Consider the following 25566-nt stretch of genomic DNA (forward strand, 5'->3'; position numbering starts at 1 on the left):
GCATATCTCGGCGCGCGCCAGGCGCCGAACCTACCCTGTCGGGGCGGGCAAATAGTGTGAGTCAGTCCTTCTCTGTCGCCGAATTCCGCAGCGCATCGAGGGAGTAGCCGGCGGTGCGTTTGTAGCCGTTGGTGATGTCTTCCAGTTCGGCGACGGTGATCACGTCTTCGATGCGGCGGAACGGGCGGTCGCGGGTGCGTTCGTAGACCTCGCGCAGGATCGCGTCCGGGGGGTTGGCGCGGTTGGCGTGGACCACGGCGGCGGTCGCGGGGCGGCGCTCGCGCTCGTACACCGCGAACGCGGTGGCCACGTCGGTGTGCGTGCGCAGCGCGGTGGCCAGGGCCGTCGCGTCCAGGATGGCCTGGCCGGCGCCGTTGGAGCCTCGGGGGACCATGGGGTGTGCGGCGTCGCCGAGCAGGGTGACCCGGCCGGCGCCCCACCACGGCAGCGGGTCCTGGTCGACCATCGGGTACTCCAGGACCAGGTCCGCCGCCGTGATCATTTCGGGGGCGTCCAGCCAGTCGAAGCGCCAGTCGGCGATCGCGGGCAGGAAGTCCTCGATGCGCCCGGCCCGGTTCCAGTCGCGGTCGGCGTGGCGCGGGGTCTCGATCTCGAACACCCAGTTGAGCAGTTGCCGGCCCCGGTCGTCGACCCGGTCCCGGATCGGGTAGGCGACCAGCTTGCCGGTGGTCAGCCAGCCGGCGCGGACCATGCTCGCGCCGGTCAGGAGCGGCGGCCAGACGGTGACGCCGCGCCACATGTTCACCCCCGAGTACACCGGGTCGCCCTCGTCGGGGTGCAGTTGCCGGCGGACCGCGGAGTGCACGCCGTCGCAGCCGACCACGCCATCGGCCCGGTGGCTGGTACGGCCGCCGTCGGGCAGCGCGAACCTGACGGTCACGGCGCCGTTGGACTCCTCGAACGACACGCAGCGGTGACCGGTCACCACCGCGTGCTCGCCGAGCCTTGCGCGGACCGCGCGGCGCAGCACTTCCTGCAGGTCGCCCCGGTGCACGGAGAACTGCGGCCACTCGTACCCGGCGTAGCGGCCGGCCGGCTCGGAGTAGATGTGCTGGCCGAAGCGGTTGTAGAAGACGTGCTCGCGGGTGGTGACCGCCACCGAGGCCAGCTCGTCGCGCAGGCCCAGCCTGGACAGGGTGCGGGTGGCGTGCGGCAGCACGTTGATGCCCACGCCGACGGTGCCGAGCCGCTCCACCGCCTCGAACACCTTGCAGTCGATGCCGGCGACGTGCAATTCCAGCGCGAGGGTGAGCCCGCCGATGCCGCCGCCGATGATCGCCACCTGCGTCATGCGGTGACACCCTGCGCGGCCGGGGTACGGGCGGTCACGAACGAGACGCTGACCACCGCCAGCGCCGCGGCCACGGCGACCGCGACGAACAGCACCGAGGTGCCGCCGAACGCGCCGAGCAGCCCGCCGCCCAGGTACGGGCCGAGGATCCCGCCGGCGCGGCCGACCCCGAGCATCAGGCCCTCGCCGGTGCCCCTGGCCTGCACCGGGTAGGTCACCGCGCACACGTTGTTGAGCAGGAACTGGCCGCCGAGCAGGAACAGCCCGGCCGCGCCGATCGCGATCACGTTGCTGGCCAGGCCGCCGGTGAAGGCCATCACCAGCGCCGAGACCACGCCCAGCCCGCACCACACCATGAGCGCCCGCCGCGCGCCCAGGTACCGGTCCGCGACGAGGCCGCCGACGACGGCGCCGACGATCGACATGACCTGCAGGATCGCGCCGAAGGAGTAGCCGATCACGAAGCCGTGGCCGCGCTGGATCATCAGCTGCGGCGTCCACCCGGTCAGCCCGTACACGGTGAACAGCAGCAGGAACGACGACGCCCAGAGCGCGATCGTGCGCACCCGGTAGGTCGGGCCGAGCACCAGCCGCAGGTCGCGGGCCGGCGGGGGAGCGGCGATGGTCAGCCCCGCCGACCGGTACAGCTCGGCGCGCTCCGGGCGGATCCGGGCGAGCAGCCGGGCGGCCTGCTCCGGGCGACCCTTGGCGACCAGGAACTCCGCCGACTCCGGGAAGACCACCAGGTAGACCAGCCCGAGCACGGCCGCGGCGCCGCCGACGTAGTACAGCGCCCGCCAGTTGCCCTCGTCGGTCAGCGCGACGCCCATCACCGCGGCGAGCACCCCGCCGACCGCGAACCCGGTCCCGCCGAGCGCGGCCAGCCGGTTGTTCACCCGGCGCGGCAGGTACTCGTTGACGTACGCGGTGCCCAGCGGCAGCAGCACGCCCAGGCCCAGCCCGGTCAGCATCCGCAGCACCACGAACGAGGAGAACGAGGTGGCCAGCGCGCCGGTCAGCACGCTGAACACGCCGGTCACCAGCAGGCCCGCGATGAGGGTCGGGCGGCGCCCGATGCGGTCGGCGACCACGCCGTGGGTGAGCGAGCCGATGCCGAAGCCGATCAGCCCGGAGGAGACCAGGAACCCGGTGGCGGCGTGCGAGAGGCCCCACGGCTCGGCCACGAAATGGATCATGTAGGGCGGGATGAACGTGTCGTAGCCGTCCGCCATGGTGGCCAGCGCGACCATGCCCACGAGCAGCCAGTGGAAGGGCCGCAGCGGGGCCTCGTCGAGCTCGGTGCGGACGTCAAGGCTCGGCTGTGACACGGCAGGCCTCCCTGGACAGCATCTCGGGCCGGGCTCGGCCAGCCGAAACTATGCGTAATCGTCGAGCTGGCGGAATCTGTGCCTCTTACAATTCTTCTGTGCGTAACACGCCGTGGTATCCGATCGAGTCGGCCGACAACGTGCTCCGGCTGTTGCTGCTGCTGTCCGAGCGCCGCCGGCTCCGGGTGGTGGACGCCGCCGAGCACCTGGGCGTGGCGCGCTCCACAGCGCACCGATTGCTCCGAGCGCTGAGCTACCGGGACTTCGCGGTGCAGGACGCCCACAAGGCGTACCGCCCCGGCCCTGCCTTCGAACGGCTGATGCTGCCCGGGCCGTCCACCCAGGACCTGCGCGTGGTGCTGCACCGGCACCTGGAGCGGCTGCACGCCGAGCTGGGCGAGACCTGCCACCTGATGGTGCTGGAGGGTAACGGCGCCCGGTTCGTCGACTGCGTCGAGTGCGCGCACGTGCTGCGGATCGGCTCCCGGGTGGGCATGCTGCTGCCCGCGCACGTCACGTCGGGCGGCAAGGCACTGCTCGCGGAGCTCTCCTCGGAGCAATTGACGTCTTTGTACCCCAGAGACCTGCCGGCGTCACCGGGCGGCGCTCCGATTGCTCGGACGGCACTGCGCCGCCAGCTCGCTGCGGTTCGGCGTCGCGGGTACGCCACCAACCTGGAGGAGAGCGAACGCGGCATCCTCGCCGTCGGCGCCTGCGTCCGGGACGCGGCGGGCCGCGCGGTCGCCGGCCTCGCGGTGGCCGCCCCCAGCGCCCGATGCCCCCAGTCCCGGCTGCCCGAGCTGGCCGCCGTGGTGATCAAGGTGGCCGAAGCCGCCACCGCCGACCTGTAGCGGCGCGCCCTCCCGTTTCTCCAAGACCCGGCCACGCGGCGCCCCTACCGTCTCCGCCATGGTCGTTCATCGGATTGTGCCCAACCTCAAGGTGGCCGACGTCGCCGCCGGACACGAGTTCTACGAACGCGTCCTCGGGCTGGAGAAGAGCTTCGGAATGGACTGGATCACGGGCTTCTGGTCCCCGGACAACCACACCGCCCAGCTGAGCCTGATCAGCAGGGACGCGACGGCACCCGAGGACTCCGCGGTGTCGGTGGGCACCTCCGAGGTGGACGAGGCCTACGCCCGAGCCCGGCGGATGGGCGTCGAGATCGTGCACCCGCTGACCGACGAGCCGTGGGGGGTTCGTCGGTTCTTCGTGCGCGACCCGCACGGCCACGTCATCAACGTCGTCTCACACCGGGACTGAGTGACCGGCCGCTCGCCGGGCTCAGGTGAGGTGGTCGAAGTCGCCGCGCACCCAGCCGATGTAGCGGTCGGCGGAGCGGCGGACGGCCGCGCGGGCGTCGGTGTCGATGGTGCGGCCGAAGTTGTCGTACAGGCGGTCGAACGCGAGCCCCTCCACGCCACGGGTGAGCCGGTCCACGACCGCGGCCGACAGCGGGATGCGGTTCGGGTAGCTGCGCATGAAGGTCACGGTGGCGCGGTCCGGGTTCGACTGGATGGTGTCGCCGCCGAACAACACGCCGTTGCCGCCGGCGCCGGCCGCCCAGTGCGCGACGGCGCTGCCGGGGAAGTGCCCGCCCAGCTGGACCAGCGTCAGGCCGGGCAGGACGTCGAGCTTGCCGGCCCACGGCCGGATCGCCGGGTCCGGGCGCGCCACCCAGGACAGGTCCGCCTCGGAGACGAAGATCGGTGGGTCGCCGAGCGCGCGGCTCCACTCCACCTGCACGCCGAACATGTGCGGATGGCTCGCCACGATCGCGGCCACCGTGCCCAGCCGGCCGACCTCGCGCACGGCGTCCTCGTCGAGGTAGCCGACCGGGTCCCAGAGCAGGTTCCCGGCCGGGGTCCGCACCAGGTGCGCCTGCTGGCCGATCCCGACCTTCGGTTCGGCGGTGATGCCGTAGAGGTCCGGCTCGAGCTCGCGCACGCCCACCCGATGCCCGGCGGCGGCGAGCTCGTTGAGCGTGGTCCAGGCCTGCCCGGTGGCCGGCACCCACTGGCGCTCATCCGCGCAGATCGCGCACACCGCGACGGCCTCGGCATGCTCGACGGCGCAGGTCTGACAGATCAACATGGTGGCGTTCCTCCCGGGCCCGAGCCTGCCACCAACCCGGCGAGCCTACAAGCGTGTGCCAACGTTCGTGGGCCGAAAATCTCTCCGGACACTTGCGTGCTGCTGGCCCCGTGTGTTGCTCCCGCACCGGAGGCAACAGCGGCTGTGGTAACTTCTCCGATGTTGCAGTCGTGTTTTCCTCGATCGTTGCGAAGCGTCCGTGGAGCGTGACACCGGGCTTCGTGGATCTGGGGACTCTCTGGACGGCGGGGCCCGCCGCAACCACCGGTTGGCGAGGTGTCGGCCGGTACCGCACATCATCAGGAGAAACATGGCTCAGGGCACGGTGAAGTGGTTCAACGCGGAGAAGGGCTTCGGGTTCATCTCCACTGACGACAACGGCCCGGACGTCTTCGTGCACTACTCGTCCATCCAGGGCTCCGGCTTCCGCAGCCTCGAGGAGAACCAGCGGGTCTCCTTCGACGTGAGCCAGGGCCAGAAGGGCCCGCAGGCAGACAACGTGCAGGTCATCTGACTTCGTTCGACGCGCTGACGACGGCCCCAGGTTGGTGACACCGCCTGGGGCCGTTTGCTGTCCGTGACCACCCATCCGCCCGCACACCCGGTTCGTAACTCGCACATGCGCCGCGGCGCATGTGCCACGTACGAACTGGGTGTGCCGGCCGAGCCCAACTACGGACGTGGGCTGGTTTTCTTTCTTCATTGCCGGGGGCGAATAACGAGCGGCCGGCGATGTCTTCGGTGCGGAAACCAAGATTCTCGTCGACGGATTGTGGTTTCGCACAGTCCCGAGGCCATGGTGGTGCGGCGGTCGTTCGGTAGAACGATCTATCAACGGCGAGCGCGCCGCCGGCTCTCGACCGGTAGGCGTTCATGTTCTCGCAGGCCGCGCGGCCTCCGCTAGGCACGTCGGTGCCTGTGAGGACGCCACTGGTTCGCGGTGTGCGGGTGGCACGGGCGTCAGGTTGTCTGCATGGCGTACGGACGTGGGCGTGCCCGTCGCGGCGGTATTTGGCGGAGCGGTTGTGTTACGACATAAATGGGCGGACGCCATTGATGGGGACGGCGCGCGACAGTAGGGTCCGAATATGACCGGGGTCGGGCCGACGGCGGGCGCGCGTGCCGTACCCCGCCTGCCGGCATTCGCCGATCACGGCGGGCCGAAGGTCGACGCCCGCGACGAGGCCGCGCTGCTGCGCAGGGTGGTCGCGATCTGCGGGCACCTCTCCGCGCTGGCGTCGCAGGAAGTCGACCTGGAGTCGGTGGCGCGCTTCCTCTCCGAGCGGGTGGGCGCCGGCGTGGTTCTGTTGGACCGGGGGCTGGAGGTGCTCGCCTGCGCCGGGGCGTCCGACCCGGGCGACATCCTCGGCGTCGTGCGCGAGCACTCGGGCGCCAGCGGCCTGCACACCGTGCTGGCCGCCGCCGCGCGCAACCGCCGGGCGCTGACCGTGCCGGTGCTGACCGGCGACGCCGCCTCGGTGATCGTCGCCCCGGTCTCGGTCGGCACCGACGTGGCCGGCTACCTGCTCGCGGGCGGCGCGCGCGGCGGCGGCCTGACCGAGGACCCGGCCGACGAGCTGACCGAGGACATGCGGCTGCTGGTCACCGAGCACGCGGCGATGGTCTGCGGCGTGGTCATCGGCAGGGACCTGGTGGTGGCGGCCGCCGCCGGGCGCGCCCGCCAGGAGCTGTTCGAGGCGCTCCTGCAGCACCGCGACCGGGACGACACCGAGGTCGACAGGTGGGCGCGGCACCTCGGCTTCGACGCCGACCGCCCGTACCAGGTACTGGCCGTCGCGTTCGTCGAGGAGCGGGACCAGAACCGGCGCGGGGCCGGGCTGGCCACGCTCGAGTCGGTGCTCACCCAGCGCGCCTCCGGGGCCATCGTGGCGGCCCGCGCCGACGAGGTGGTGGCGATCGCCCCGGTGCCGGTGCGGGTCGGCACGGGGTCGACCCAGGCGGCGACACAGGCGGCGACACAGGCGCAGGCCCGTGCGCTGGCCCAGGCCTGCGTGGACACCGCCGCGACCCGCCGGCTCGGGGCGGCGGCGGTCGGCATCGGCAACCCCTGCCACACCGCCGCGGACATCGCCCGCTCCTACGCCGAGGCCCGCCGCGCGCTCGCGGCCACCCGGCGGATGGGCGCGGGCGGCGGCGTCACGGCGTTCGCCGACCTGGGCATCCACCGGCTGCTGCTGCGGGTGCCGGACGTCGCCGACGTGCGGGCGTTCGCCGAGGAGGTGCTGGGCGCGCTGCTGGCGGAGGAACGGACCAGCGGCATGGAGTACCTGGCCACGCTGTCGGTGTACTTCAACGAGAACAGCAGCCCGCGCCGCACCGCCCAGCGGCTGCACGTGCACCCGAACACCGTCAACTACCGGATCCGGCGCATCGAGGAGATCACCGGACTGTCCTTCGACGTGCACCGCGACCGGCTGATGGCCGAGGTCGCGGCGGAGATCCTGGCCGGGCCGGGGGGAGGGCCGCGATGAACCTGCGCGCGATGCTGGAGCGCGGTGCGCTGGTCTGCGACGGCGCGATGGGCACCATGCTGCACGCCGCCGGCAACTCGCTGGACCAGGCGCTGCCCGCGCTCAACCTCACGAACGCGGCGCTGGTGCGCACCGTGCACGACAGCTACGTCGACGCCGGGGTCAACATCATCCAGACCAACACGTTCGGCGCCAGCCGGCCGAGGCTGTCCGAGTACGGCTTCGGCGACCGGGTCGAGGAGATCAACCGGGCCGGCGTGCGGCTGGCCAGGCAGGCCGCCGAGGCGGGACGGTCGGTGCTGGTGGCCGGGTCGGTCGCGCCGGCGGTGAGCGTGCACCAGCGCAGGCGGGTGCGTGGCGCGCGGCGGGCCGACGCGGTGCGCGAGCAGGTCGAGGTGCTCGCCGACGCGGGCGTCGACCTGGTGCTGCTGGAGACGTTCGGGTACCTCGACGAGCTGGTGGAGGCCGTCGAGATCGCCACCGCCGCCTCCGACGTGCCGGTGATCGCGCAGGCCACCTTCGCCACCGACACCCACACGCTCAGCGGGCACACCCCGCGCGAGGTGGTCTCCGCGCTGGCCGGGGCGCCGATCGTGGCGCTGGGCACGAACTGCACGCTCGGCCCGCAGCGCTCGCTGGCCGTGCTGCGCGAGCTGCGCGCGCACACCGACCTGCCGCTCACCGTGCAGCCCAACGCGGGCCTGCCCAGGCGGGTCGCGCCGGCCCGGTTCGAGTACGACATCGACTCCGAGTACTTCGTGCGCTACGTCCGCCAGCTGCTCGACGCGGGCGCGGGCGTGGTCGGCGGCTGCTGCGGCACCACGCCCACCCAGCTGGCGGCGATCGTGGCGGCCACCGAGGAGTATCGGGACCGCCCCGCCGCCGCACGCCCGCCGACCCGGACGCGGCCCGCCGGCCCGCCCACCGCGACCGCCTCCGCGTCCTCGTTCGCCGAGCTGGACAGGTTGGTCGTGGAGCTGACGCCGCCGCCGACCGGGGGAGTGGACGACTCGCTCGCGGTCGCGCGGCGGCTGTGCGACGCCGGGACCAGGCTCATCTCGGTGGCCGCCTCGCGCAGCACCGCCGCCAGGGTGAACCCCGTCGACCTGGCCCTGCACCTGCACCAGCGCCTCGGGGTGGACACCGTGGCCAGCGTGACCACCTGGGACCGCACGATCATGGCGCTGCAGGCCGACCTGCTCGGCGCGCACGCGCTGGGGGTGCGGCGCATCGTCTGCGAGACCGGCACCCCGCCGCTGCTCGGCGACTACCCGCACGTCGACGGTATCTGGGACGTCGACTCCCTCGGCCTGATCGAGCTGCTCGCCGGGCTCAACGACGGCACCGACTACTACGGGCTGCAACTGCCGGCGAAGACGGAGTTCGAGATCGGCGCGCGGATCAACCCGGGCAGCCGGGAACCCGAGCGGGAGGCCGCCGAGGCGCTCCGGAAGGTCTCGGCCGGGGCGCACTTTCTGATCACCCGGCCGGTGTACGCGCGGGCGCACCTGGAGCGGCTGCTGGAGCTGCTGGGCGAGCACCGGGTGCCGATCCTGGCCGCCGTGCAGCCGCTGACCGGCTTCCCGGAGGCGGAGTTCCTCGCTCACGAGGTGCCCGACGTGCGCATTCCACGCGGCACGCTGGCGGCGTTGGACGCGGCGGGGGAGCGGGCGCGCGAGGTCGGCATCGAGCTCGCGGCGGAGCTGGTCGGGCAGATCAGGGGGCTGGTCAACGGCATCGTGCTGGCGCCGTCGGAGGACCCGGTCGAGACGCTGCGGGCGGTCGCGGCCCTCGGCTTCGACGACCAGGGATCAGGCGGCTGAGCCGGGGTCGGACGCCTCGTGACCAGCGTCGACCAGCGAACGGGCCACCACAGGGCGCAGCGCGGCCGGTAGCGGGGCGGCCGATGCCCGCAGGTGGGCGACGGCGGCACGCAGCTCGGCCACCTCCTTGCGCAGCGCGTCGATCAACGCCTGGTCGCGGGCCGAGCGCTCGGCCTCGACGGCGTCGGCGATCCGGGTCAGCTCGCGGAGCACCGGGGCCAGCGGGGTGGACCCGTCACGAACGGCCGATGTCATCACACCTCCCACAGCACCGCAGGGCGCGACCGACGGTAATGCGGGGTGAACGCCCGGTGATATGGGCGGCGAGCCAAGACCGACCGGGGTTCGGTTGGTGATCGCCACAACGGGGTGATCGCCGCGCCTTCGCTGAGGCTGCGCAGCACCGGTTCGAGCACGTCGGAGAGCGGGACGTCGGAGAGCGGGACGTCGTAGCGGTGCGATGCGGGGTAGCTGCCCCAGCACAGGTGGAGCCTTAATTGCTCCGATGGAATGCTCCGAGTAGTGCTCTCTATCGCTTCTCGGCGTCGCGGTAGCGCAACGGTCCCTCGCAGGCCGGCATGTTGATGTGCGCGGCGGCCTCCCGCTGCGCGTCGGTCAGCCCGGCCTGTCCCATCTCGGCCAGGTCGTGGAACCGGCGGGCGCCGGCCTGGCCGCCGAGGCCGTCCAGGCGGTTGCGGACGTAGTTTCAGAACCCGGGCTTGCCGGCCTCCCCGTCGCTGACGATGTCGATACCCGCGCGCTTCTGCATGGCCACCACGGCGCTCACCCGGATGCGGTCGGTGCTACGCGGCATGGAACCCATCTTGGTCCGAGGGCAGGGAGCGGAGGAAGTGTTCGAGCGCGGCGTTGAACTCGGCCGGGCGTTCCAGGTTCGGCAGGTGGCCGGCCCCGTGGACGATCTCCAGGGTGGCGTCGGGCACCCGGTCGGCGATCAGTTCGGCGTCGCTGATCGGGGTGAACTCGTCCTCGCCGCCGACGACGACCAGGGTGGGAACGCGGATGTGGGGTAGCAGCTCGACGTAGCTGGGCCGTGCCGACCGGCCGCGCAGCGCGGCGGCCGCGCCCAGCGGTGAGGTGCCGCGCATCATGTCCAGCACGTGGTCGGCCACCTCGGGCCTGGTCCGGAGGGTGCTCGGGGCCACCATCTTGGGCAGCACCTCGTCGGCGTATCCGCGCAGGCCTTCTCGGAGCAATCTGGCGGCCATCTCGGAGCGCTCGCGGCGCCCGCTCGGTGACTCCGCCGGTGCGCTGGTGTCCGCCAGCACCAGCGCGCGCACCCGGTCGGGGAACAGCCGGTAGAACTCCAGCACGACCTGACCGCCCATGGACAGCCCGCCCAGCATCACGCGCCGCAGGCCGAGGTGGTCGAGCAGCCCGGCGATGTCCCTGGCGAACGTCTCCAGCCCGGTCACGGCGGGCACCACCGCGCTGCGCCCGTACCCGCGCAGGTCCGGCGTGACCACCCGGCGGCCGGCGCGGGCGAAGTGCTCGACCTGCGGGCGCCACATGGAGCGGTTGAACGGGTGGCCGTGGATGAGCACGAGCGGATCGCCCGCGCCGACGTCAGTGCAAGTGTCGTCGTACTCGATGACGGTTCCCTCGATGACGACCCAGCTCATGGCCGCCCTCCCTCGCTCGACTGGTACATTCGAGGCTAAGCATGAGGCAATACCGGTGCAATAGAAACATTGCTCTCGATACAATATGGTGTAACTATGAGCGACTACCACGAGATCGCGGATGCGCTCGCCGCCGACATCGCCGAGGGCCGGCTGCGTCCGGGCCAGCGGTTGCCGCCGCAGCGCAGGTTCGCCCGAGGCCGGGGCATCGCGAACTCGACCGCCGCCCGCGTGTACGGCGAGCTGGTCCGGCGCGGGCTGGCCGTGGGGGAGGTCGGCCGGGGCACGTTCGTCCGCGCCTCCACCGCCACCGCGAGCGGCGGTGCCGCGACCGCCCCCGCCAGGCGGCCCGACGGCAGGGCGGTCGTCGACCTGGAGCTGAGCTTCCCGGTGCTGCCCGAGCAGGCCCAACTGCTAGCCGACGGCCTCGGCCCGATGCTCGACCCGTCCGCGCTGGCCGACGGCCTGCGACCGGTGGGTCCGGACGGCATCCCCGCCGCCAGGGAAGCGGCCGCCGCGCTCCTGACCCGAAGCGCCTGGACACCGGACCCGTCACGGCTGCTGTTCGCCGGCAACGGCCGCCAGGCGATCGCCGCCGCGATCGCCACCTTGCTACCGGCCGGCGGGCGCCTGGGCGTGGAGCCGATGACCTACCCTGTGGTCAAGGGCATAGCGGCCCGGCTGGGCGTCACGCTCGTGCCCCTCACCATGGACGAGCACGGCCTGGTGCCGTCGTCCCTCGCCGACGCCCCGGTGCGCGCCGTCTACCTGCAACCGGCCCTGCACAACCCGCTCGGGGCCACCATCCCCGACCAGCGCAGGATCGAGCTGGCCGACGTGCTGCGCCGGCGCGGCCTGTACGCGATCGAGGACACCGTGTACGGCTTCCTCGGTCCGGACCTCGCCCCGCTGTCCGCCCACGCCCCGGAGCGCACGATCCTGATCGACAGCCTGTCCAAACGCCTCGCCCCCGGCCTCACGCTGGGCTTCCTCGTCCCACCGCCGGAAATGGTCGACGCCGTCACCGCCGCGCTGCGCTCCGGCACCTGGACCGCCGCCGGGTTCGTGCTGGCCACGGCGGCGCGCTGGATGGCGGACGGCTCGGTGGCCACGATCGCGGCGGCCAAGCGGGCGGACGCGCTGGCCCGCCAGCAGGTCGCGTCCGAGCGCCTGGCCGAGTTCGACTTCCGCGCCGACCCGCGCGCCTACCACGGCTGGTGGGAGCTGCCCGACCCGTGGCGGGCGGACACCTTCGTCGCGGCGGCCGCCCGCCGGGGCATCGCCGTCACCCCCGGCGCCGCGTTCGCCGTCACCCCCGGCCAAGCCCCCAACGCGGTCCGCCTAGCCCTCGCCGCCCCACCACTCGACGTCCTCACCACCGCCCTGGACACCCTCGCCTCCCTGGCCAGGCGAAATCCCGACGAACTGGGAGTCGAGTAGGCGGCCGCCGTTCAGCGGTGCTCGCTCCAGACCCAACTGGTCCGTTCGTACCGTCGGGTGAAGCCGAGCCGCAGCATGTTGTGCAGCGAGGGGTTGTGCTGGCCGGATGTCTCCGCGCCGGTGTCGGCGACCACCCAGCGGCAGCCGGCGTCCCGCGCGGCCCGCAACCGGGTGGCCAGCAGCGCCGACTGGGCGCCGCGACCGCGCGCGTCGGGCCGCGTTGCGCCGCCGAACGTGCCGGCGGTCTCCCCGTGCACATAAAGGCTGCCGACCGCGACGATCCGCTCGCTTTCCCACACCGCGAACTGTTGCCAGTCCGGCGCGCCCACGAAACCCTCGGCCAGGTCGATCATTTCGTTCGGAGTGGCCAACTCGAACGTTTCCATCATGACCGTCGCCCATTCGCGAGCCTGGTGCGGTTCGAGCCGACCTACCCGTAGCCCGGAATCCAGCGCCACATCGACCACCGCGGCATCCAGGTCGTACGCGAGCTTGACGAACGTCGGTCCTTCTTCGAGATTGAGTTGTGCCGCGATCGCCGGCCAGTCCGAGGGCAGCAGATCCGGCGCGATCATGATCGAGCCCGTCGGCACGCTCTGTTCGGCGAAGAACCGGCACACCCGCGCGATCAGGTCCGCGGTGATCGGTTCGTTGCCGTCGAACCCGCCCGCCCGGTTGAAGAACCGGCTCGGGTCCTCGCGAATCGCCAGCGCCCGCGCCGGCCCGAGCCGCAGCGAGCCCACGCCGAGCGTGTCCCGTACCGCCGGCGGCGCCGCCGTGGCGAAGGCCGTGTACGCGTCGATCTCGGTCTGCTCGGCCAGGCCGAGCGACAACACGTTCGTCACCGTCATCTCCCCCTGCTGATCACGAATGCCACGATGGCCTCGGTGAAGTCGGCGGGCTGCTCGATGTGTCCGAAGTGGCCGCTGTCGCCCAGCTCGACCAGCCGGGCGTTCGGCATCCGCGCGCTCAGCTGGTACGCGAAGTCGATCGGGCAGCGGAAGTCGTAGCTGCCGCCGATCACCAGCGTCGGCACGTCGATCTCGCCGAGCCGGTCCCGCACGTCCCATTCGACCGGCAACCGGTTCGGGTCGTGTCGCACCCCGAGCCGGATCTCCCGGCCCAACCGCCGCGTCGTCGCGCGGTAGTCGTAGAAGTAGGCGGGCAGGATCGCGGCAAGGAACCGGCAGTACGACTCGTTGTCGGTCCCGGCGGCGGCCGCGTCCCAGGTCCGGGCCGCCAGCACCGCTTCCGGCCGGCGCGGCCAACGGCGCACGAACACAGCCATCTCCTTGGTGGCCGCCTCGTTCAGCTCGTCGTTCCACATCGGCGCCGTGTCGTACAGGATCAGCCCGTCGAGGCGTTGCGGGCTGTCCAGGCCGTACTGCAGCGCGACGAAACCTCCGTGCGAATGGCCGAGAAAGTATGCGGTCGAAGCGCCGAAATCGTCGAGTACGCCATTTGCGAATTGAACATAGCGGGACATTGAGTAGTCGCCGCCCGGCAGCAGGTCGCTGTCCCCGGACCCGACCGGATCGAGGTAGATCAGGGTCAGGTGCTCTTCCAGACCGGGCATCCGCAGGTAGTCCGGGCGCACGCCGGGCCCACCGGGATGTACAAGACATACGGGACCCCGACCCGCCACCCGGTATATCTGACGGACGCCGTCGATGACGACGGTGCGCGCCTCGGTCACGGATCACAGCCAACTACGGAAAGCGGGCGAACACCATGTCCGTCTCGGCATTGCCGCATGCGCTCTCGACATTGCTTTGCCGAGTGCGCGACTTTCGAAACTCGGTACTCAGGAACCGCGAAGAGCGCGGCGCATGATCTTGCCGGTGGTGGTTCTGGGCAGGTCGTCCACGAACTCGATCTCCCTGGGCACCTCGTGGGCTGCCAGCCGGGCACGGACGTGCGCGCGGAGCTCGTCGGCAAGCGCCTGGTCACCCCGAACCCCGGGGCGCGGCACCACGAACGCCTTGGGCACCTGGCCTCGGCGGGCGTCCGGGACGCCGATCACCGCGGCCATGGCCACCGCCTGGTGGGCGCCGAGGCTGCTCTCGATCTCGCCGGGGCCGATGCGGTAGCCGGCGGAGTTGATCACGTCGTCCTTGCGCGCCTGGAACCAGACGTAGCCGTCCTCGTCCTGGATGCCCAGGTCGCCGGTGAGCAGCCAGTCGTTGTGGAACTTCTCGGCGGTCGCGGCCGGGTTGCGCCAGTACTCCAGCATGGTGCTGGGGTGGTTGCGGTCGATGGCGATCTCGCCGACCTGGCCGGTCACCGGGTTGCCGGCGTCGTCGAGGACGGCGATCACGGTGCCGGGCAGCGCCCGCCCGAGCGAGCCGGGCCTGATCGGGAACACCGACGCGCAGTTGCCGATCACCGCGTTCAGCTCGGTCTGGCCGTAGCCCTCGTTCACCGTGCAGTCGAAGAAATCCTCGCTCCACTTCAGCAGCTCGGCGCCGAGGGCCTCGCCGCCCGAGCAGATGGCCCGGTAGGAGAAGTTCCCGCCGGGCAGGCCGGCCGCGCGGATCATGCGCAGCGCGGTGGCCGGCAGCAGCGTGAGCGTGACCTGGAACTCCCGCATCAGCCACACCGACCGCTCGGCGGTGAACGTCGGGTCCAGGTCGACCACCACCGGCAGGCCGTAGAACCAGGCCGGCACCAGGATGTCCATGATCCCGGCGATCCAGGCCCAGTCCGCCGGCGACCACAGCACGTCGTCCGGTTGCGGGTAGAACTCGTAGACGGCCTCGAACGCGGGCAGGTGGCCGAACACGATCCGGTGCGCGTGCAGCGCGCCCTTGGGGTCGCCGGTGGTGCCGGAGGTGTAGATCAGGAACGCCGGGTCCTCCGCGCGCGTGCGCACCGGGCTGAACTCGGGCGACGCGGCGGCCAGCGCGCGCTCGAACGTCTCGCCGATGACAAGCAGCGGCACCTCGGCGCCGGCCAGCGCCTCCCGCACCCGTGGCGCGTTCGCCGCCGAGACGATCACGACCTTGGCGCCCGCGTCGCGCAGCCGGAAGCTCAGCGCGTCCGGGCCGAACAGCGAGGACAGCGGCAGCGCCACGGCGCCCATCCGGAACAGCGCGGTGTAGCAGACGCCGGTCTCGAACGAGGCCGGGTTCACCACGCCGACGATGTCGCCCCGCCCGATGCCGAGCGTGGCGAGCGCGTTGGCCAGCCGGTTGGACTGCTCGGTGAGCTCGCCGAAGGTGTAGTCGCGGCTGGAGCGGTCCTGGGCCACCACGGTCAGCGCCCTGGTGCCGGGATCGTGCCGGTCCGCGCAGGCCACGCCGAGGTTGAACTCCTCGGGGACGTCCAGGGTGGCGAAGTCGACCTGGCTCCACAGCTCCTGGTAGCTGGACGCCGGGCGGAGCATCGGGGCGTGCATGGCGGCACCTCGATCCACGTCGGTGGGGACCGGTGTTCTGCCCACCAGTGAAACACCGCCGGCCGCGACGCGCTCGCGGACGGACCGTCAGGCCAGCTGGGCCACGGCGTAGGCCAGCTTGCCGGGGTGGACCATGCTGCGCACGGCGGTCACTTGGCCGTCGACGAGCTGTGGGGCGATGATGTCGAGCAGCTGGCCGTCGTTGTGGATCACCAGCGCGGGGGCGGCGTTCACCTCGGCGACGGTGACGTCGATCCCGGCCGCCCGCGGGTGGCCGGCCAGTCCGGCCAGGTAGCGGGCCACCTTGGCGCGGCCGGTCACCGGGTTGCGGGCGGCCCCGACCACGCCGCCGCCGTCGGCCCAGGCGACGACGTCCTCGGCGAGCATCCGCTCCAGGCCGGCGAGGTCGCCGTCCAGCGCGGCGGTGAGGAACCGTCGCACCAGCTCGCGCTGGCGCCCGTCGTCCACCTCGAAGCGGGCGCGGTGCTCGTCCAGGTGCTGGCGGGCGCGGCGGAAGAGCTGGCGGGAGTGTGCGTCCTCGATGTCCAGGATCTCGGCGATCTGGCCGTGCGTGTACTCGAAGGCGGTGCGCAGGACGAACACCGCCCGCTCCGGCGGGGTGAGCCGCTCCAGCAGCACCAGCAGCCCCAGCGACACCGACTCGCGCTGCTCGACGGTCTCCAGCGGGCCGAGGGCGCCGGACTCGGTGAGCACCGGCTCGGGCAGCCACGGGCCGACGTAGCGCTCCCGGCGGGCGCGGGCCGAGGTCAGCCGGTTCAGGCAGAGGTTGGTGACGGCCTTGACCAGCCAGGCCTCCGGCACCCGAACCTCGTCGTCGCGGCCGGCCCAGCGCAGGTAGGCGTCCTGCACGGCGTCCTCGGCCTCGGCCGCCTCGCCCAGCAGCCGGTAGGCCAGCCCGAACAGCCGGGGGCGGGCGGCCTGGAACGGGTCGGCGACCATACCGGCAGTATGCCAGCCGCTCCGGGGTCAGATGGAGGCGCGCAGCAGCAGGTGGCAGGCCAGGTGCACGGCCAGCCGGTCGGGCAGCTCGAACGGGTCCAGGCCCAGCTCGCGCAGCCGGCGCGCCCGCCCGGCCACCGTGTTGCGGTGCACGCCCAGCGCGTCGGCCACCTCGTTGATCGCGCCGCCGGAGTCGAGCAGGGCGGCGAGGGTGCGCAGCAGCGTGCCGTCCCGGTCCTGCGCCAGCAGCCGCGCCATGGCCTGGCGGGCGGCGCCGGTGAGGGCGTCCGCCGGCAGCGCGGCGAGCAGGCCGGCGGGCTCGACGGTGCCGGCCAGCTCGACGTGACCGGGCCCGCGGTGGCGGGCGAACGCGGCGGCCCCGCACGCCGAGGCCAGCCCACCGGCCAGCTCGGCGAGCGAGTCGCACACCGGCCCGACCCCGCCGACCAGCGGCGCGACAGCGCGCAGGGCGGCCAGCCGGTCACCGACCAGCGCGACGGCGTCCAGACCCGCGTCGGCCGGCAGCCAGCACACCCAGCAGTCGTGGTGGCGGGCGAGCAGCTCGCCGCCCTCGGAGCGCCAGCCGGCCGGGACCTCGGTGGCCAGCTCGGCGGCGTCATCAGAAGCGGCGGCGGTCGTGACGGCCACCGGGACCAGCGGACCGCTCAGCGGCCAGCCGTACGCCACCGCCCGCTCGGCCAGCTCCGGCTCGGCGGCGCCGCCGCCTTCCGAGACGCCCGCCAGCAGCCACCGCAGCACCGCGCTGGCCACCGAGGCGTCCCGCTCGGCCGCCAGCCGCTCGGACAGCAGCGCGGTGGCCAGCATCGGGGCGGCGATGCCCAGCGCCACCCGCACGGTCTCGGCCAGCCCGGAAGCCCCGGCGGACACCAGCGCGGCCAGCTCCAGCCGCCGGTCACCGGGCAGCGGGCGGCGCAACAGCCGGTCGGGGTCGGGCTCGTCGTCGGCGGCGCGCGCTACCTCGGCGTGCCCGGCGACCAGCCCGTCGCGCCGGGACAGCAGCGCGAACCGCACCTTCGGCACCGTCCGCTCCAACGCGTCGAGCACCGCCCTCGGCGTTGGATCGGCCAGCTCGACCAGCCGCGTGGCGAACCGCGCGAGGACGTCCGCCCGCGCGGCGGACGGGTCGCCGACCGAGCGGGCCAGCGCGAGCGCCACCTGGTACGGGTCGTCGGCGACGGTGACCAACGGCATCCTGAGCCGGCCGGCGATCAGCGCGGGCGCTCCCGTCCGCACCGCCGAGGCCGGGGCGACGACGCAGGCCGCCGCGTGCTCCCAGGCCCGCCGCACGGCCGTCTCCACGCTCCATTCGCCGCGCACCGCGCCGGCCGTGAGCACCACCGCCGCGCCGGGCGCGAGGTGGGCCAGCCGGGCGAGGTCGTCGACGATCCGGACCTCGCGCACCGCCCGGTCCAGGCCCTCCTCGGTGTGCACCCGCGCGCCGGAGAGCGGGCCGCCGAACAGCAACTCGGCCACCGTGGGGGAGGACCCGGCGGTCACGGGACGTCGAACCCGAACGCGCGCGGCCCGGCCACGGCCAGGCCCTCCGGGCTGTGCCAGCGCTCGGCCGCCGGCAGCACCAGCACCTCCAGGTCCATCCCGGCCTCCACCCGCTCGATGTCCAGCAGATGGTGCCCGGGCAGGCCGAGCAGGCAAAAGCAGTCCGGGGCCGAGGCGGCGACGGCGCCGTCGGTCCACGCCACGGCTATCTCGTTGCGGGCCTCCAGGCGCACCACCCGGCGCAGCCCGGCCCGCTCCCGCACCACGATGCTCACCGGCCGGGCCGGCTGCGCCGACTCGGTGAGGGGCTCGTGCGGGGTCACGGTGAGCACCCGGCCGGTGACCAGCCGGGTCGCGCCGAGGCGGTGGGCGATGGCGTCGGCGGACAGCGCGCCGGCCTCGCGCAGCGTGCGGCCGGCCCGCAGCGTGCGGCTCACGCTGTGCCGGATGCCGGTCTCGGCCAGGCGCGCCGCCGTCATCGGGTACATCGCCGCCGCCGCCCACCCGCCGCAGGCCAGCACGAACGGCCGGGTGACCGCCTCCAGCCTGGCGACCGGGGTCTCGATCACCGCCGTCTCGCCGCCGGTGCCGGCCAGCGCCATCGGGGTGGGCGAGACCCCGCCCAGCCGGTACGTGGTGCCCTCCAGCAGCGAGAACGTGCGCCCGATGCCGTCCGCGTCGACCAGCGGCACGCCCAGCAGCCGCGCGGTGGACACCGGCAGCACCGCGTTGCTGCCGCCGGTGTTCAACGGGACGATCGCGCCCACCGACGCCCGCAGGTGGTGCTCCAGCGCGCGGACCGCGCGGACGAACTCGTCGCCGCTGGGCAGCAGCTCCTCGAACAGCGCGGCCGACCCGGCCATCCCGACGGCGGCGCACAGCGTGCCAGGGGCCAGCTCGGTGGCGTCCAGCAGCGGCACCGGGCCGCGCTCGGTGAGCACCTGGTGGGTCCACTCCGTCACGGTGGCCGAGGTGCGCCGGCCGCCGCCGGAGGCGTAGAGCGTGCCGCCGAGCATCAGGTCGTCGAGGTCGTCCGGGCCGATCGTCACGGCAGGGTCCCGGCCGCCCTGATCACGATGTGGTGCACGCCGCGCGGCAGGTAGGACAGCGGGGTGACCCGCTCGTCGTCGATCCGGGCGGTGGCCGCGTCCGCCCCGGCGCCGACCACCCTGGCCAGTGCCTCGTCCCGCAGCGCCGCCACGGCCCGCTCCAGCTCCCCGGCGCCGTCCGCGGTGACCAGCCGCTCCACCGAGGTGCCCGGCTGGCTGGCCGCCGCGCCGATCGCGGCCGCCAGGTCGTGCCCGGGCGGGTGGCGCACGTTCTCCGACGGCGGCCGCCAGCCCTGCTCCGGGTGCTCGCCGACCACGATGGTGGGTGCGTCCCCGGGCAGCGGGCCGGCCACCTCGGCGAACTCGGGTATCGCCGTGCCGACCCGGATCGCGCACACCGACCGCGGCGCGGTCGGCCGGGCCGGGCGGCGGTCGACCATCAGCCCGACCCTGGCCCGGCCGGAGCGCAGCTCCACCACCGTGGCCCGGTCCAGCCCGGTGAGCGCGGCGGCCCCGACGCACACCGCCGCCCAGTCACCGGCCAGCGCCACCGCGGGCAGCCGGCGCAGGTACTCGGCGGACACCATGGCGCCGTCGCTGCCGACGAACGTGGTGGCCACGCCCAACCGGGAGCCGGCGGCCTCCACGGCGTCGATGAGCCGCTGTGCGCGCGGGCGGACCGCGGCGTTGAGCACGGCGGTGTTCTCCCGGTCGCGGGTGCCGAGGCCGCCCAGCTCGTGGGACAGGGTCAGGTGCAGCTCGGGGAACTCCCGGCGCAGCAGCTCGGCCACGGTCAGCTCGTGGTCGGGGAACGCGCACGAGCCGACCGCGCACACCGCGACGTCGGTCACCCCGGCCCGCTCGACGAACCGGCGGATGGCGTCAGGGTCGAGCGGGGCCAGCTCGCGCCCGGACAGGTCGTGCCCGCCGGGCAGGGTGGCGCTCGCGGCGTGCGCCGCCGTTTTCACCGGGTCCGGCCAGCCCGACAGCGGCGGCAGGATGGTGCCGCCGGCCTGGGCCAGCCGGATCACCGCGACCTTCGCCAGCTCGGCCGGCTCGTACAGGGCCTCACGCAGCGCACCGGTGGCCACCGTGACCACGTCGATGCCGTCGCCGATCCCGTCGTCGATGCCGTCGCAGAGCCCGGCCAGCGCCCGCTCGACCGCCGCGGCCTCGTCTCCGCCGTCGTGCTCCAGGTGCCGCCGCGCCACCAGCTCGCCGCCGCGCAGCACCGCCGCGCCGACCGAGCCGGTGGCCAGGTCGAGCCCGGCTCGCACGCTCGCTCGGTCGCCGGTCATGTCCGGCGCCAGCGTAATGCTCACCGCAGCGCGGCACCCTCGGTCTCCGGCAGCCGCACCGCCAGCAACGCCGTGACCACGAGAAACACGTCGATGAACGCCACCGTGGCGCCGAACCCGACAGCCCCGGCCGCCATCACGCCGATCACCGACGGGGCCACCGTGTTCGCCACCCGCTGGGCGAAGATGCCCCAGCCGTAGCCGACCCCGCGCACCGCCGTCGGGTACAGCTCGGCCAGCCAGGTGTTCCACACCCCGAACGCGCCCAGGCTGAAGAACGCCAGCAGCAGGTTGCCGGCGTACAGCGCGACCGCCCCCGACGCCGTCGCGAACACCACGCCGCCCGCGGCCGCCGCGCAGATGTAGCCGACGAACACCGGCCGCCGGCCGAACCGGTGGGTCAGCCAGGACGCGCTCAGGTAGCCCGGGATCATGCAGACGGCGCTGACCGCGGTGAACGCCAGGGTGTCCGGCAGCGACATGCCCCGGCGGGCGAGCAGCTCGGGCAGCCCGGTCTGCAGCCCCCAGTAGCCCCAGGCGAACACGAAGTTGAGCGCCACCTGCACCAGCGTGATCCGCCGCAGCGAGCCGGTGAAGATGGCCGCCACCGAGCCGGCCTTCTGCTCCGGCACGGCCAGCGCGACGTCCTCGGGCACGCGAGCGCCCAGCCGGCGCAGCACCGCGCGGGCCTGCTCCTGCCGGGCCCGGGCGGCCAGCCAGTACGGCGACTCCGGCACCAGCGCCCTGATCGCCAGCGCCCACAGCGCCACCAGCGCGTTGGCCAGCATCACGGTCCGCCAGCCGAAGCCGCCCAGCACCGAGGTGGAACCGACCGCGAGCAGCAGCCCCAGCGCCCAGCCCGACGACAGGTACACCGTGGCCTTGCCGCGCACCCGCACCGGCAGCAGCTCCTCGAAGTACGGGAACGCCATCACGTGCAGCCCGGACACCGCGAACCCGGCCAGGAACCGGGCCGCCAGCAGCCAGCCGTAGCCGGGCGCGAACGCGGCGGCCACGGTGCACACGCCGTACAGCGCGAGGCTCCAGACGCAGGTGCGCCGGCGGCCGTACCGGTCCGCCACCGTGCCGGCCAGCAGCGAGCCGGGGATCATGCCCAGGAACAGCGCGGACACCAGCGTGCCCAGGCTGGCCGCGTCGATGCCGAGCGAACGGCGCACGTCCGCGCCGATGTACACCAGGGCGAGCATCTCCCAGGCCTCGAGCACGAACGCGACGAACAGCGTGCCGCCGGCGAGGACGTGCCGGGAGTTGAGCGGCATGTCCTCGAAGGCGGCGCCGACCGGCCAGCTGTCCCGGTGGGACGGGGGTGGAGTCGCGGCGGTGGAACTCACGGGGGCCTCCCTGGCGGGTGTGAGCGCGGACACGAAGGCCCCGAAACGTAGAGACCGGGCGGACGCCGCGGGCTGTGCCTACCGCCTTGATAGATCGTTCTATTCGGGCGCCGTGCACAGTAGTCCGGCGCGAGCCTCGACCTACCGTCCATCCGGCCACCTACCTTGGAGGACGCATCCGGATGCGGCAGATCACCCTCGACGACATCGACCACCTCACGCTCGGCGCCACCCTGCTCGGCACCGGAGGCGGCGGCGACCCGTACATCGGCGCACTGATGGCCCGCCAGGCCATCGAGGAGCACGGCCCGGTCCGGGTGGTGGACGCCGCCGCGCTCCCACCCGACGGCCTGGTCGCCGCGGTCGCCATCGTCGGCGCCCCGACCGTGATCATCGAGCGGGTCCCGGCCGGCCGGGAGTTCGCCGAGTCGCTGCGCGCGCTGTCCCGCTACCTGGGCCGCGAGCTGGTCGCGATCATGCCCATCGAGGTGGGCGGGATGAACACGCTGATCCCGGTGGCCAGCGCGGCCGAGCTGAACCTGCCGCTGATCAACGCCGACGGCATGGGCCGGGCCTTCCCGGAGATCGAGATGACGGTGTTCACCCTGGCCGGGCTGGCCGCCACACCGATCACGGTGGCCGACGAGAAGGGCAACCTGGGCATCTTCGAGACGGTGGACAACAAGACCGCCGAGGTGCTGGGTCGTACCGCCGTGGTCCAGCTCGGCATGGCCAACGCGGTCACCCAGTACCCGATGACCGCCCGGCAGTGCGCCGAGTCGGCGATCACCGGCTCGCTGAGCTACTGCCTGCGCCTCGGCGGCTTCCTGGCCTCGGCGCGCGACGGCGGAGCCGCGACCGCCCTGGACGAGCTGCTCGACTTCGCCGGCGGGCGCCGGGTGTTCGCCGGCAAGGTCGTCGACGTGGACCGCCGCGCCACCGACGGCTTCACCCGGGGCCACTGCGACATCGAGCACTTCGACGACCCCACCCGCACGCTGCGTCTCCTGATCCAGAACGAGCTGCTGGTGGCGCTGGACGACGGCAGGCCGGTGGTCACCCCGCCGGACCTGATCTGCGTGCTCGACCAGGAGAACGCCCAGCCCATCACCACCGAGACCCTGGCCTACGGGCAGCGGGTGGAGGTCGTCGCACTGCCCGCCGCCCCGCGGTGGCGCCGCGACGGGTTCCTGGAGCTGGTCGGGCCGGCGGCGTTCGGCTACGACATCGACTACGTGCCGTTCGGGGGGCGGAACTGATGCGCATCGGGATCGACGTGGGCGGCACGAACACCGACGGCGTGGTGGTCGACACCGGCGGCGCCGTGCTGGTGGCGCGCAAGACGCCGACCACCCCGGAGCCCCTGGACGGCATCCGCACCGTGCTCGGCGAGCTGCTCTCGCACGTGGACCGGAGCGAGGTCACCCAGGCCATGCTGGGCACCACCCACCCGGCGAACGCCATCATCCAGCGCCGTGACCTGGGCAGGGTCGGCGTGCTGCGCCTCGCCGCGCCGGCCTCGTTCGCGGTCCGCCCCGGCGCCGCCTGGCCGGCAGACCTGTCCGCCGCCGTGCTCGGGCCGACGGCGATCGTGGGCGGCGGGTTCGAGTACGACGGCCGCCCGATCGCGGCGCTGGACGAGGACGCGATCCGCCGGTTCGCCGGCGCCTGCGCGGCGGAAGGCGTGGCCGGCATCGCGGTGACCGGCGTGTTCGCCCCCGCCTCCGACGAGCAGGAGCGCCGCGCGTGCGAGATCCTCACCGAGGAGCTGGGCGACGCGCTGCCGGTGTCGCGCAGCCACCTGGTGGGCTCCATCGGCCTGCTGGAACGGGAGAACGCCACGATCCTGAACGCCGCGCTGCACGGCGTGGCCCGCGCCGTGGTGGACGGGTTCTCCTCGGCGCTGGCCGAGCACTCGCCGCGGGTGGCCGCCTACCTGACGCAGAACGACGGCACCCTGATGAGCGCCGAGCAGGCCGTGCGGCTGCCGGTGCTCACGCTGGGCTCCGGGCCGACGAATTCGATGCGCGGGGCGTGCGCGCTGGCCGGGCTGTCCGACGCGGTGGTCATCGACGTGGGCGGCACCTCGGCCGATGCGGGCATCCTCGTGGACGGCTTCCCCCGGGAGTCGACCGCGGCGGTGGAGGTCGGCGGGGTGCGGACCAACTTCCGGATGCCGGACCTGATCTCGATCGGGCTCGGCGGCGGCACCGTGGTGCGGCCCGGGGGCGACTCGGTCGCCGTGGGTCCGGACTCGGTGGGCTACCGGGTCGGCACCGAGGCGCTGGTGCGCGGCGGGGACGTGCTCACCCTCTCCGACGTCAGCGTGGCGGCCGGGCGGCTGCGCGGGTTCGGCACCGCCGCGCTGGTCGAGCACCTGGACCCGAGGGTGGTGAAGCTCGCGCTGGCCTGGGTGGACGAACGGATCAACTCGATGACCGACCGGATGAAGGCGACCCGCCACGACCTGCCGCTGGTGGCCGTCGGCGGCGGCAGCCACCTGGTGCCCGACTCGGTGCCGGCCGCCGCGCGGGTGATCCGCCCCGAGCACTTCGCGGTGGCCAACGCCTACGGCGCGGTCACCGCCGAGGCATCCGGCTCGGTGGACCGCATCTACCGGTTCGACGGGCGGGACCGGGAGGCCTGCCTGGACGAGGCCCGCCAGCTCGCCGCCGACGCGGCGGTCCGCTCCGGGGCCGACCCGGACCGGGTGCGGATCACCTCGCTGGTGGAGGTGCCGCTGACCTACGTGCCGGGCAGGGCGTCGCGGGTCGTGGTCAAGGCCGCGGGTCCGCTGGCGGGCGCCCGGTGATCGCGGACTGTCACAACGACCTGCTGCTGCACGTCCTCTACCAGCACGAACGCGGACGCTACGACCCGTTCGGGGACGTCTGGCTGCCCCGGCTGAAGGCCGGCGGCGTGGTCTGCCAGGTGCTGCCGGTGTGCACCCAGGAGCAGTTCGTCGGCGAGGCCGCGCTGCGCCGCTGCCTGCTGCTCGTCGAGCAGGCGTACCGGTGCGCGCAGCTGCACCCCGCCGACGTCGCCGTGGTACACACCGCCGGGGAGTTGGACGCCGCGCTGGCCGGCGGCCGGATCGCGCTGCTGCTCGCCCTGGAGGGCACCGAACCGGTAGGCAACGACCTCGCGGTGCTCGACGCGCTGTTCCGGGCGGGGATACGGATGGCCTCGCTGACCTGGAACCGGCGCACCATGCTGGCCGACGGGGTGGGGGAGCAGGACGCCGGCGGCCGGCTTACCCGGCTCGGGGTGGAGGCGGTCGCCGAGATGGAACGGCTGGGCATGATCGTGGACGTCAGCCACCTGTCCGAGCCCGGCTTCTGGCACCTGCACGAGATCGCCACCCGGCCGTACCTGGCGTCGCACTCGTCCTGCCGCGCGCTGCGCGACCACCCGAGGAACCTCACCGACGCGCAGCTCACCGCGCTGGCCGGGCGCGGCGGGCTGGTGGGCATCAACGCGTTCGGGCCGTTCCTGGCCGACTCGCCGTCCGTGCACGACTACCTGGACCACGCCGCGCACGCCGTCGAACTGCTCGGAGCCGACCGGGTCGCGCTGGGGCCGGACTTCTTCCAGGACATCTTCGAGGACACCAACCCGATCGCGACCGGCCTGCTCACCGCGCCCGGCCAACGGATCGGAGTGCCCGGGCTGTCCGGCCCGGAAGACCTCGCGGCACTGCCCGCCTTGCTGGCCGAGCGGCTCGGCCCGGACGCCGCGCGGCTGGTGGCCTCGGAGTCCCTGCTCGGCCTCCTGCGGCGGGCACTGCCGTGCACGGTGCCCAATCAAGGCTCACCGGGTGGCGTGATGCACAGCGTTGCCGGACCTTCGGATTCATAGGCTGG

General features: G+C 73.4%; 22 protein-coding genes. 9 read left to right on the forward strand and 13 right to left on the reverse strand.

The annotated features are described in order from the left end of the window. Window positions 1-61: 61 nt before the first annotated feature. Window positions 62-1312: a flavin-dependent oxidoreductase gene (locus N912_RS0101525; RefSeq protein WP_028921032.1), complete on the reverse strand. Its 1251-nt coding sequence runs from the start codon at window positions 1310-1312 to the stop codon at window positions 62-64. Continuing rightward, the gene (locus N912_RS48820) at window positions 1309-2640 is read right to left on the reverse strand and encodes an MFS transporter (protein WP_051579441.1); all 1332 of its coding nucleotides are present in this window, start codon (window positions 2638-2640) and stop codon (window positions 1309-1311) included. Before N912_RS48820 ends, N912_RS0101525 begins: the two co-directional genes overlap by 4 nt. Window positions 2641-2738: 98 nt before the next feature. On the opposite strand from N912_RS48820, the gene N912_RS0101535 reads away from it, so the two are divergent. Together N912_RS0101535 and N912_RS0101540 are read left to right on the forward strand one after the other, a co-directional pair. Next, window positions 2739-3491 (forward strand): IclR family transcriptional regulator, encoded by a 753-nt coding sequence (locus N912_RS0101535; RefSeq protein WP_028921033.1) that lies wholly within the window; start codon window positions 2739-2741, stop codon window positions 3489-3491. Window positions 3492-3549: 58 nt separating this feature from the next. Next, window positions 3550-3903 (forward strand): VOC family protein, encoded by a 354-nt coding sequence (locus tag N912_RS0101540; protein ID WP_028921034.1) that lies wholly within the window; start codon window positions 3550-3552, stop codon window positions 3901-3903. A gap of 21 nt (window positions 3904-3924) precedes the next feature. Here N912_RS0101540 and N912_RS0101545 read toward each other — a convergent pair whose 3' ends face one another. Beyond that, window positions 3925-4734: an MBL fold metallo-hydrolase gene (locus tag N912_RS0101545; protein WP_028921035.1), complete on the reverse strand. Its 810-nt coding sequence runs from the start codon at window positions 4732-4734 to the stop codon at window positions 3925-3927. 310 nt (window positions 4735-5044) lie between these two features. On the opposite strand from N912_RS0101545, the gene N912_RS0101550 reads away from it, so the two are divergent. From N912_RS0101550 to N912_RS48825, 3 genes are all read left to right on the forward strand, one after another. Further along, window positions 5045-5248: a cold-shock protein gene (locus tag N912_RS0101550; RefSeq protein WP_028921036.1), complete on the forward strand. Its 204-nt coding sequence runs from the start codon at window positions 5045-5047 to the stop codon at window positions 5246-5248. Window positions 5249-5822: 574 nt separating this feature from the next. Then, window positions 5823-7226, forward strand: coding sequence for a PucR family transcriptional regulator (locus N912_RS0101555; RefSeq protein ID WP_028921037.1), 1404 nt, complete (start codon window positions 5823-5825; stop codon window positions 7224-7226). Then, window positions 7223-9049, forward strand: coding sequence for a bifunctional homocysteine S-methyltransferase/methylenetetrahydrofolate reductase (locus N912_RS48825; protein WP_037062636.1), 1827 nt, complete (start codon window positions 7223-7225; stop codon window positions 9047-9049). Before N912_RS0101555 ends, N912_RS48825 begins: the two co-directional genes overlap by 4 nt. On the opposite strand, the gene N912_RS0101565 is transcribed toward N912_RS48825, so the two are convergent. Together N912_RS0101565 and N912_RS0101580 are read right to left on the reverse strand one after the other, a co-directional pair. Beyond that, on the reverse strand, window positions 9038-9304 hold the full coding sequence (locus N912_RS0101565) for a hypothetical protein (RefSeq protein ID WP_028921038.1): 267 nt from the start codon (window positions 9302-9304) through the stop codon (window positions 9038-9040). The two genes, N912_RS48825 and N912_RS0101565, sit on opposite strands and share 12 nt — an antisense overlap. A gap of 548 nt (window positions 9305-9852) precedes the next feature. Further along, on the reverse strand, window positions 9853-10689 hold the full coding sequence (locus N912_RS0101580; protein ID WP_028921039.1) for an alpha/beta fold hydrolase: 837 nt from the start codon (window positions 10687-10689) through the stop codon (window positions 9853-9855). 96 nt (window positions 10690-10785) lie between these two features. On the opposite strand from N912_RS0101580, the gene N912_RS0101585 reads away from it, so the two are divergent. Next, window positions 10786-12129 (forward strand): aminotransferase-like domain-containing protein, encoded by a 1344-nt coding sequence (locus N912_RS0101585; protein ID WP_028921040.1) that lies wholly within the window; start codon window positions 10786-10788, stop codon window positions 12127-12129. Between the two features lie 11 nt (window positions 12130-12140). On the opposite strand, the gene N912_RS0101590 is transcribed toward N912_RS0101585, so the two are convergent. The 8 genes from N912_RS0101590 to N912_RS0101625 form a co-directional block, all read right to left on the reverse strand. Next, window positions 12141-12974, reverse strand: a complete 834-nt coding sequence (locus tag N912_RS0101590) for a GNAT family N-acetyltransferase (protein WP_028921041.1) — start codon at window positions 12972-12974, stop codon at window positions 12141-12143. 2 nt (window positions 12975-12976) lie between these two features. Then, complete coding sequence (locus N912_RS0101595) at window positions 12977-13825, reverse strand: alpha/beta fold hydrolase (RefSeq protein ID WP_342670822.1); 849 nt, start codon at window positions 13823-13825, stop codon at window positions 12977-12979. A 108-nt stretch (window positions 13826-13933) separates the two neighbouring features. Continuing rightward, window positions 13934-15526, reverse strand: a complete 1593-nt coding sequence (locus N912_RS0101600; RefSeq protein ID WP_211261107.1) for an acetate--CoA ligase — start codon at window positions 15524-15526, stop codon at window positions 13934-13936. Between the two features lie 87 nt (window positions 15527-15613). Continuing rightward, window positions 15614-16486: an RNA polymerase sigma-70 factor gene (locus tag N912_RS0101605; protein ID WP_028921044.1), complete on the reverse strand. Its 873-nt coding sequence runs from the start codon at window positions 16484-16486 to the stop codon at window positions 15614-15616. A gap of 27 nt (window positions 16487-16513) precedes the next feature. After that, window positions 16514-18004 carry a helix-turn-helix domain-containing protein gene (locus N912_RS0101610; RefSeq protein ID WP_028921045.1) on the reverse strand — a complete coding sequence of 497 codons (1491 nt, stop codon included), beginning with the start codon at window positions 18002-18004 and terminating at the stop codon, window positions 16514-16516. Further along, a complete protein-coding gene (locus tag N912_RS48830; protein WP_051579442.1) occupies window positions 18001-19053 on the reverse strand; it encodes an S-methyl thiohydantoin desulfurase family protein in 1053 nt (350 codons plus the stop codon). The genes N912_RS0101610 and N912_RS48830 overlap by 4 nt, the downstream gene beginning before the upstream one ends. Continuing rightward, window positions 19050-20375 (reverse strand): hydantoinase/oxoprolinase N-terminal domain-containing protein, encoded by a 1326-nt coding sequence (locus N912_RS0101620; protein ID WP_028921046.1) that lies wholly within the window; start codon window positions 20373-20375, stop codon window positions 19050-19052. Before N912_RS0101620 ends, N912_RS48830 begins: the two co-directional genes overlap by 4 nt. After that, window positions 20372-21703: an MFS transporter gene (locus N912_RS0101625; protein WP_211261108.1), complete on the reverse strand. Its 1332-nt coding sequence runs from the start codon at window positions 21701-21703 to the stop codon at window positions 20372-20374. Before N912_RS0101625 ends, N912_RS0101620 begins: the two co-directional genes overlap by 4 nt. A 182-nt stretch (window positions 21704-21885) precedes the next feature. Here N912_RS0101625 and N912_RS0101630 point away from each other — a divergent pair, with 182 nt between their 5' ends. The 3 genes from N912_RS0101630 to N912_RS48835 are packed head-to-tail and all read left to right on the forward strand — an operon-like array spanning window position 21886 to window position 25561. Continuing rightward, window positions 21886-22962 carry an S-methyl thiohydantoin desulfurase family protein gene (locus N912_RS0101630; RefSeq protein WP_028921048.1) on the forward strand — a complete coding sequence of 359 codons (1077 nt, stop codon included), beginning with the start codon at window positions 21886-21888 and terminating at the stop codon, window positions 22960-22962. Continuing rightward, window positions 22962-24515: a hydantoinase/oxoprolinase N-terminal domain-containing protein gene (locus N912_RS0101635; protein ID WP_028921049.1), complete on the forward strand. Its 1554-nt coding sequence runs from the start codon at window positions 22962-22964 to the stop codon at window positions 24513-24515. Before N912_RS0101630 ends, N912_RS0101635 begins: the two co-directional genes overlap by 1 nt. Then, window positions 24512-25561, forward strand: coding sequence for a dipeptidase (locus N912_RS48835; protein WP_064745130.1), 1050 nt, complete (start codon window positions 24512-24514; stop codon window positions 25559-25561). The genes N912_RS0101635 and N912_RS48835 overlap by 4 nt, the downstream gene beginning before the upstream one ends. Window positions 25562-25566: the final 5 nt, after the last annotated feature.

The organism is Actinospineispora acaciae DSM 45401 (genome assembly GCF_000620785.1).
Lineage (GTDB): Bacteria > Actinomycetota > Actinomycetes > Mycobacteriales > Pseudonocardiaceae > Pseudonocardia > Pseudonocardia acaciae.

Excerpts from the sequence above, each read along its gene's own strand:
- N912_RS0101580 (WP_028921039.1), bottom strand. The coding sequence starts at position 10,689 with ATGAGCTGGGTCGTCATCGAGGGAACCGTCATCGAGTACGACGACACT.
- N912_RS0101635 (WP_028921049.1), top strand. The coding sequence starts at position 22,962 with ATGCGCATCGGGATCGACGTGGGCGGCACGAACACCGACGGCGTGGTG.
- N912_RS48825 (WP_037062636.1), top strand. The coding sequence starts at position 7,223 with ATGAACCTGCGCGCGATGCTGGAGCGCGGTGCGCTGGTCTGCGACGGC.
- N912_RS0101585 (WP_028921040.1), top strand. The coding sequence starts at position 10,786 with ATGAGCGACTACCACGAGATCGCGGATGCGCTCGCCGCCGACATCGCC.
- N912_RS0101550 (WP_028921036.1), top strand. The coding sequence starts at position 5,045 with ATGGCTCAGGGCACGGTGAAGTGGTTCAACGCGGAGAAGGGCTTCGGG.
- N912_RS0101630 (WP_028921048.1), top strand. The coding sequence starts at position 21,886 with ATGCGGCAGATCACCCTCGACGACATCGACCACCTCACGCTCGGCGCC.
- N912_RS0101565 (WP_028921038.1), bottom strand. The coding sequence starts at position 9,304 with ATGACATCGGCCGTTCGTGACGGGTCCACCCCGCTGGCCCCGGTGCTC.
- N912_RS0101600 (WP_211261107.1), bottom strand. The coding sequence starts at position 15,526 with ATGCACGCCCCGATGCTCCGCCCGGCGTCCAGCTACCAGGAGCTGTGG.
- N912_RS0101525 (WP_028921032.1), bottom strand. The coding sequence starts at position 1,312 with ATGACGCAGGTGGCGATCATCGGCGGCGGCATCGGCGGGCTCACCCTC.
- N912_RS0101605 (WP_028921044.1), bottom strand. The coding sequence starts at position 16,486 with ATGGTCGCCGACCCGTTCCAGGCCGCCCGCCCCCGGCTGTTCGGGCTG.
- N912_RS0101555 (WP_028921037.1), top strand. The coding sequence starts at position 5,823 with ATGACCGGGGTCGGGCCGACGGCGGGCGCGCGTGCCGTACCCCGCCTG.
- N912_RS0101545 (WP_028921035.1), bottom strand. The coding sequence starts at position 4,734 with ATGTTGATCTGTCAGACCTGCGCCGTCGAGCATGCCGAGGCCGTCGCG.
- N912_RS0101540 (WP_028921034.1), top strand. The coding sequence starts at position 3,550 with ATGGTCGTTCATCGGATTGTGCCCAACCTCAAGGTGGCCGACGTCGCC.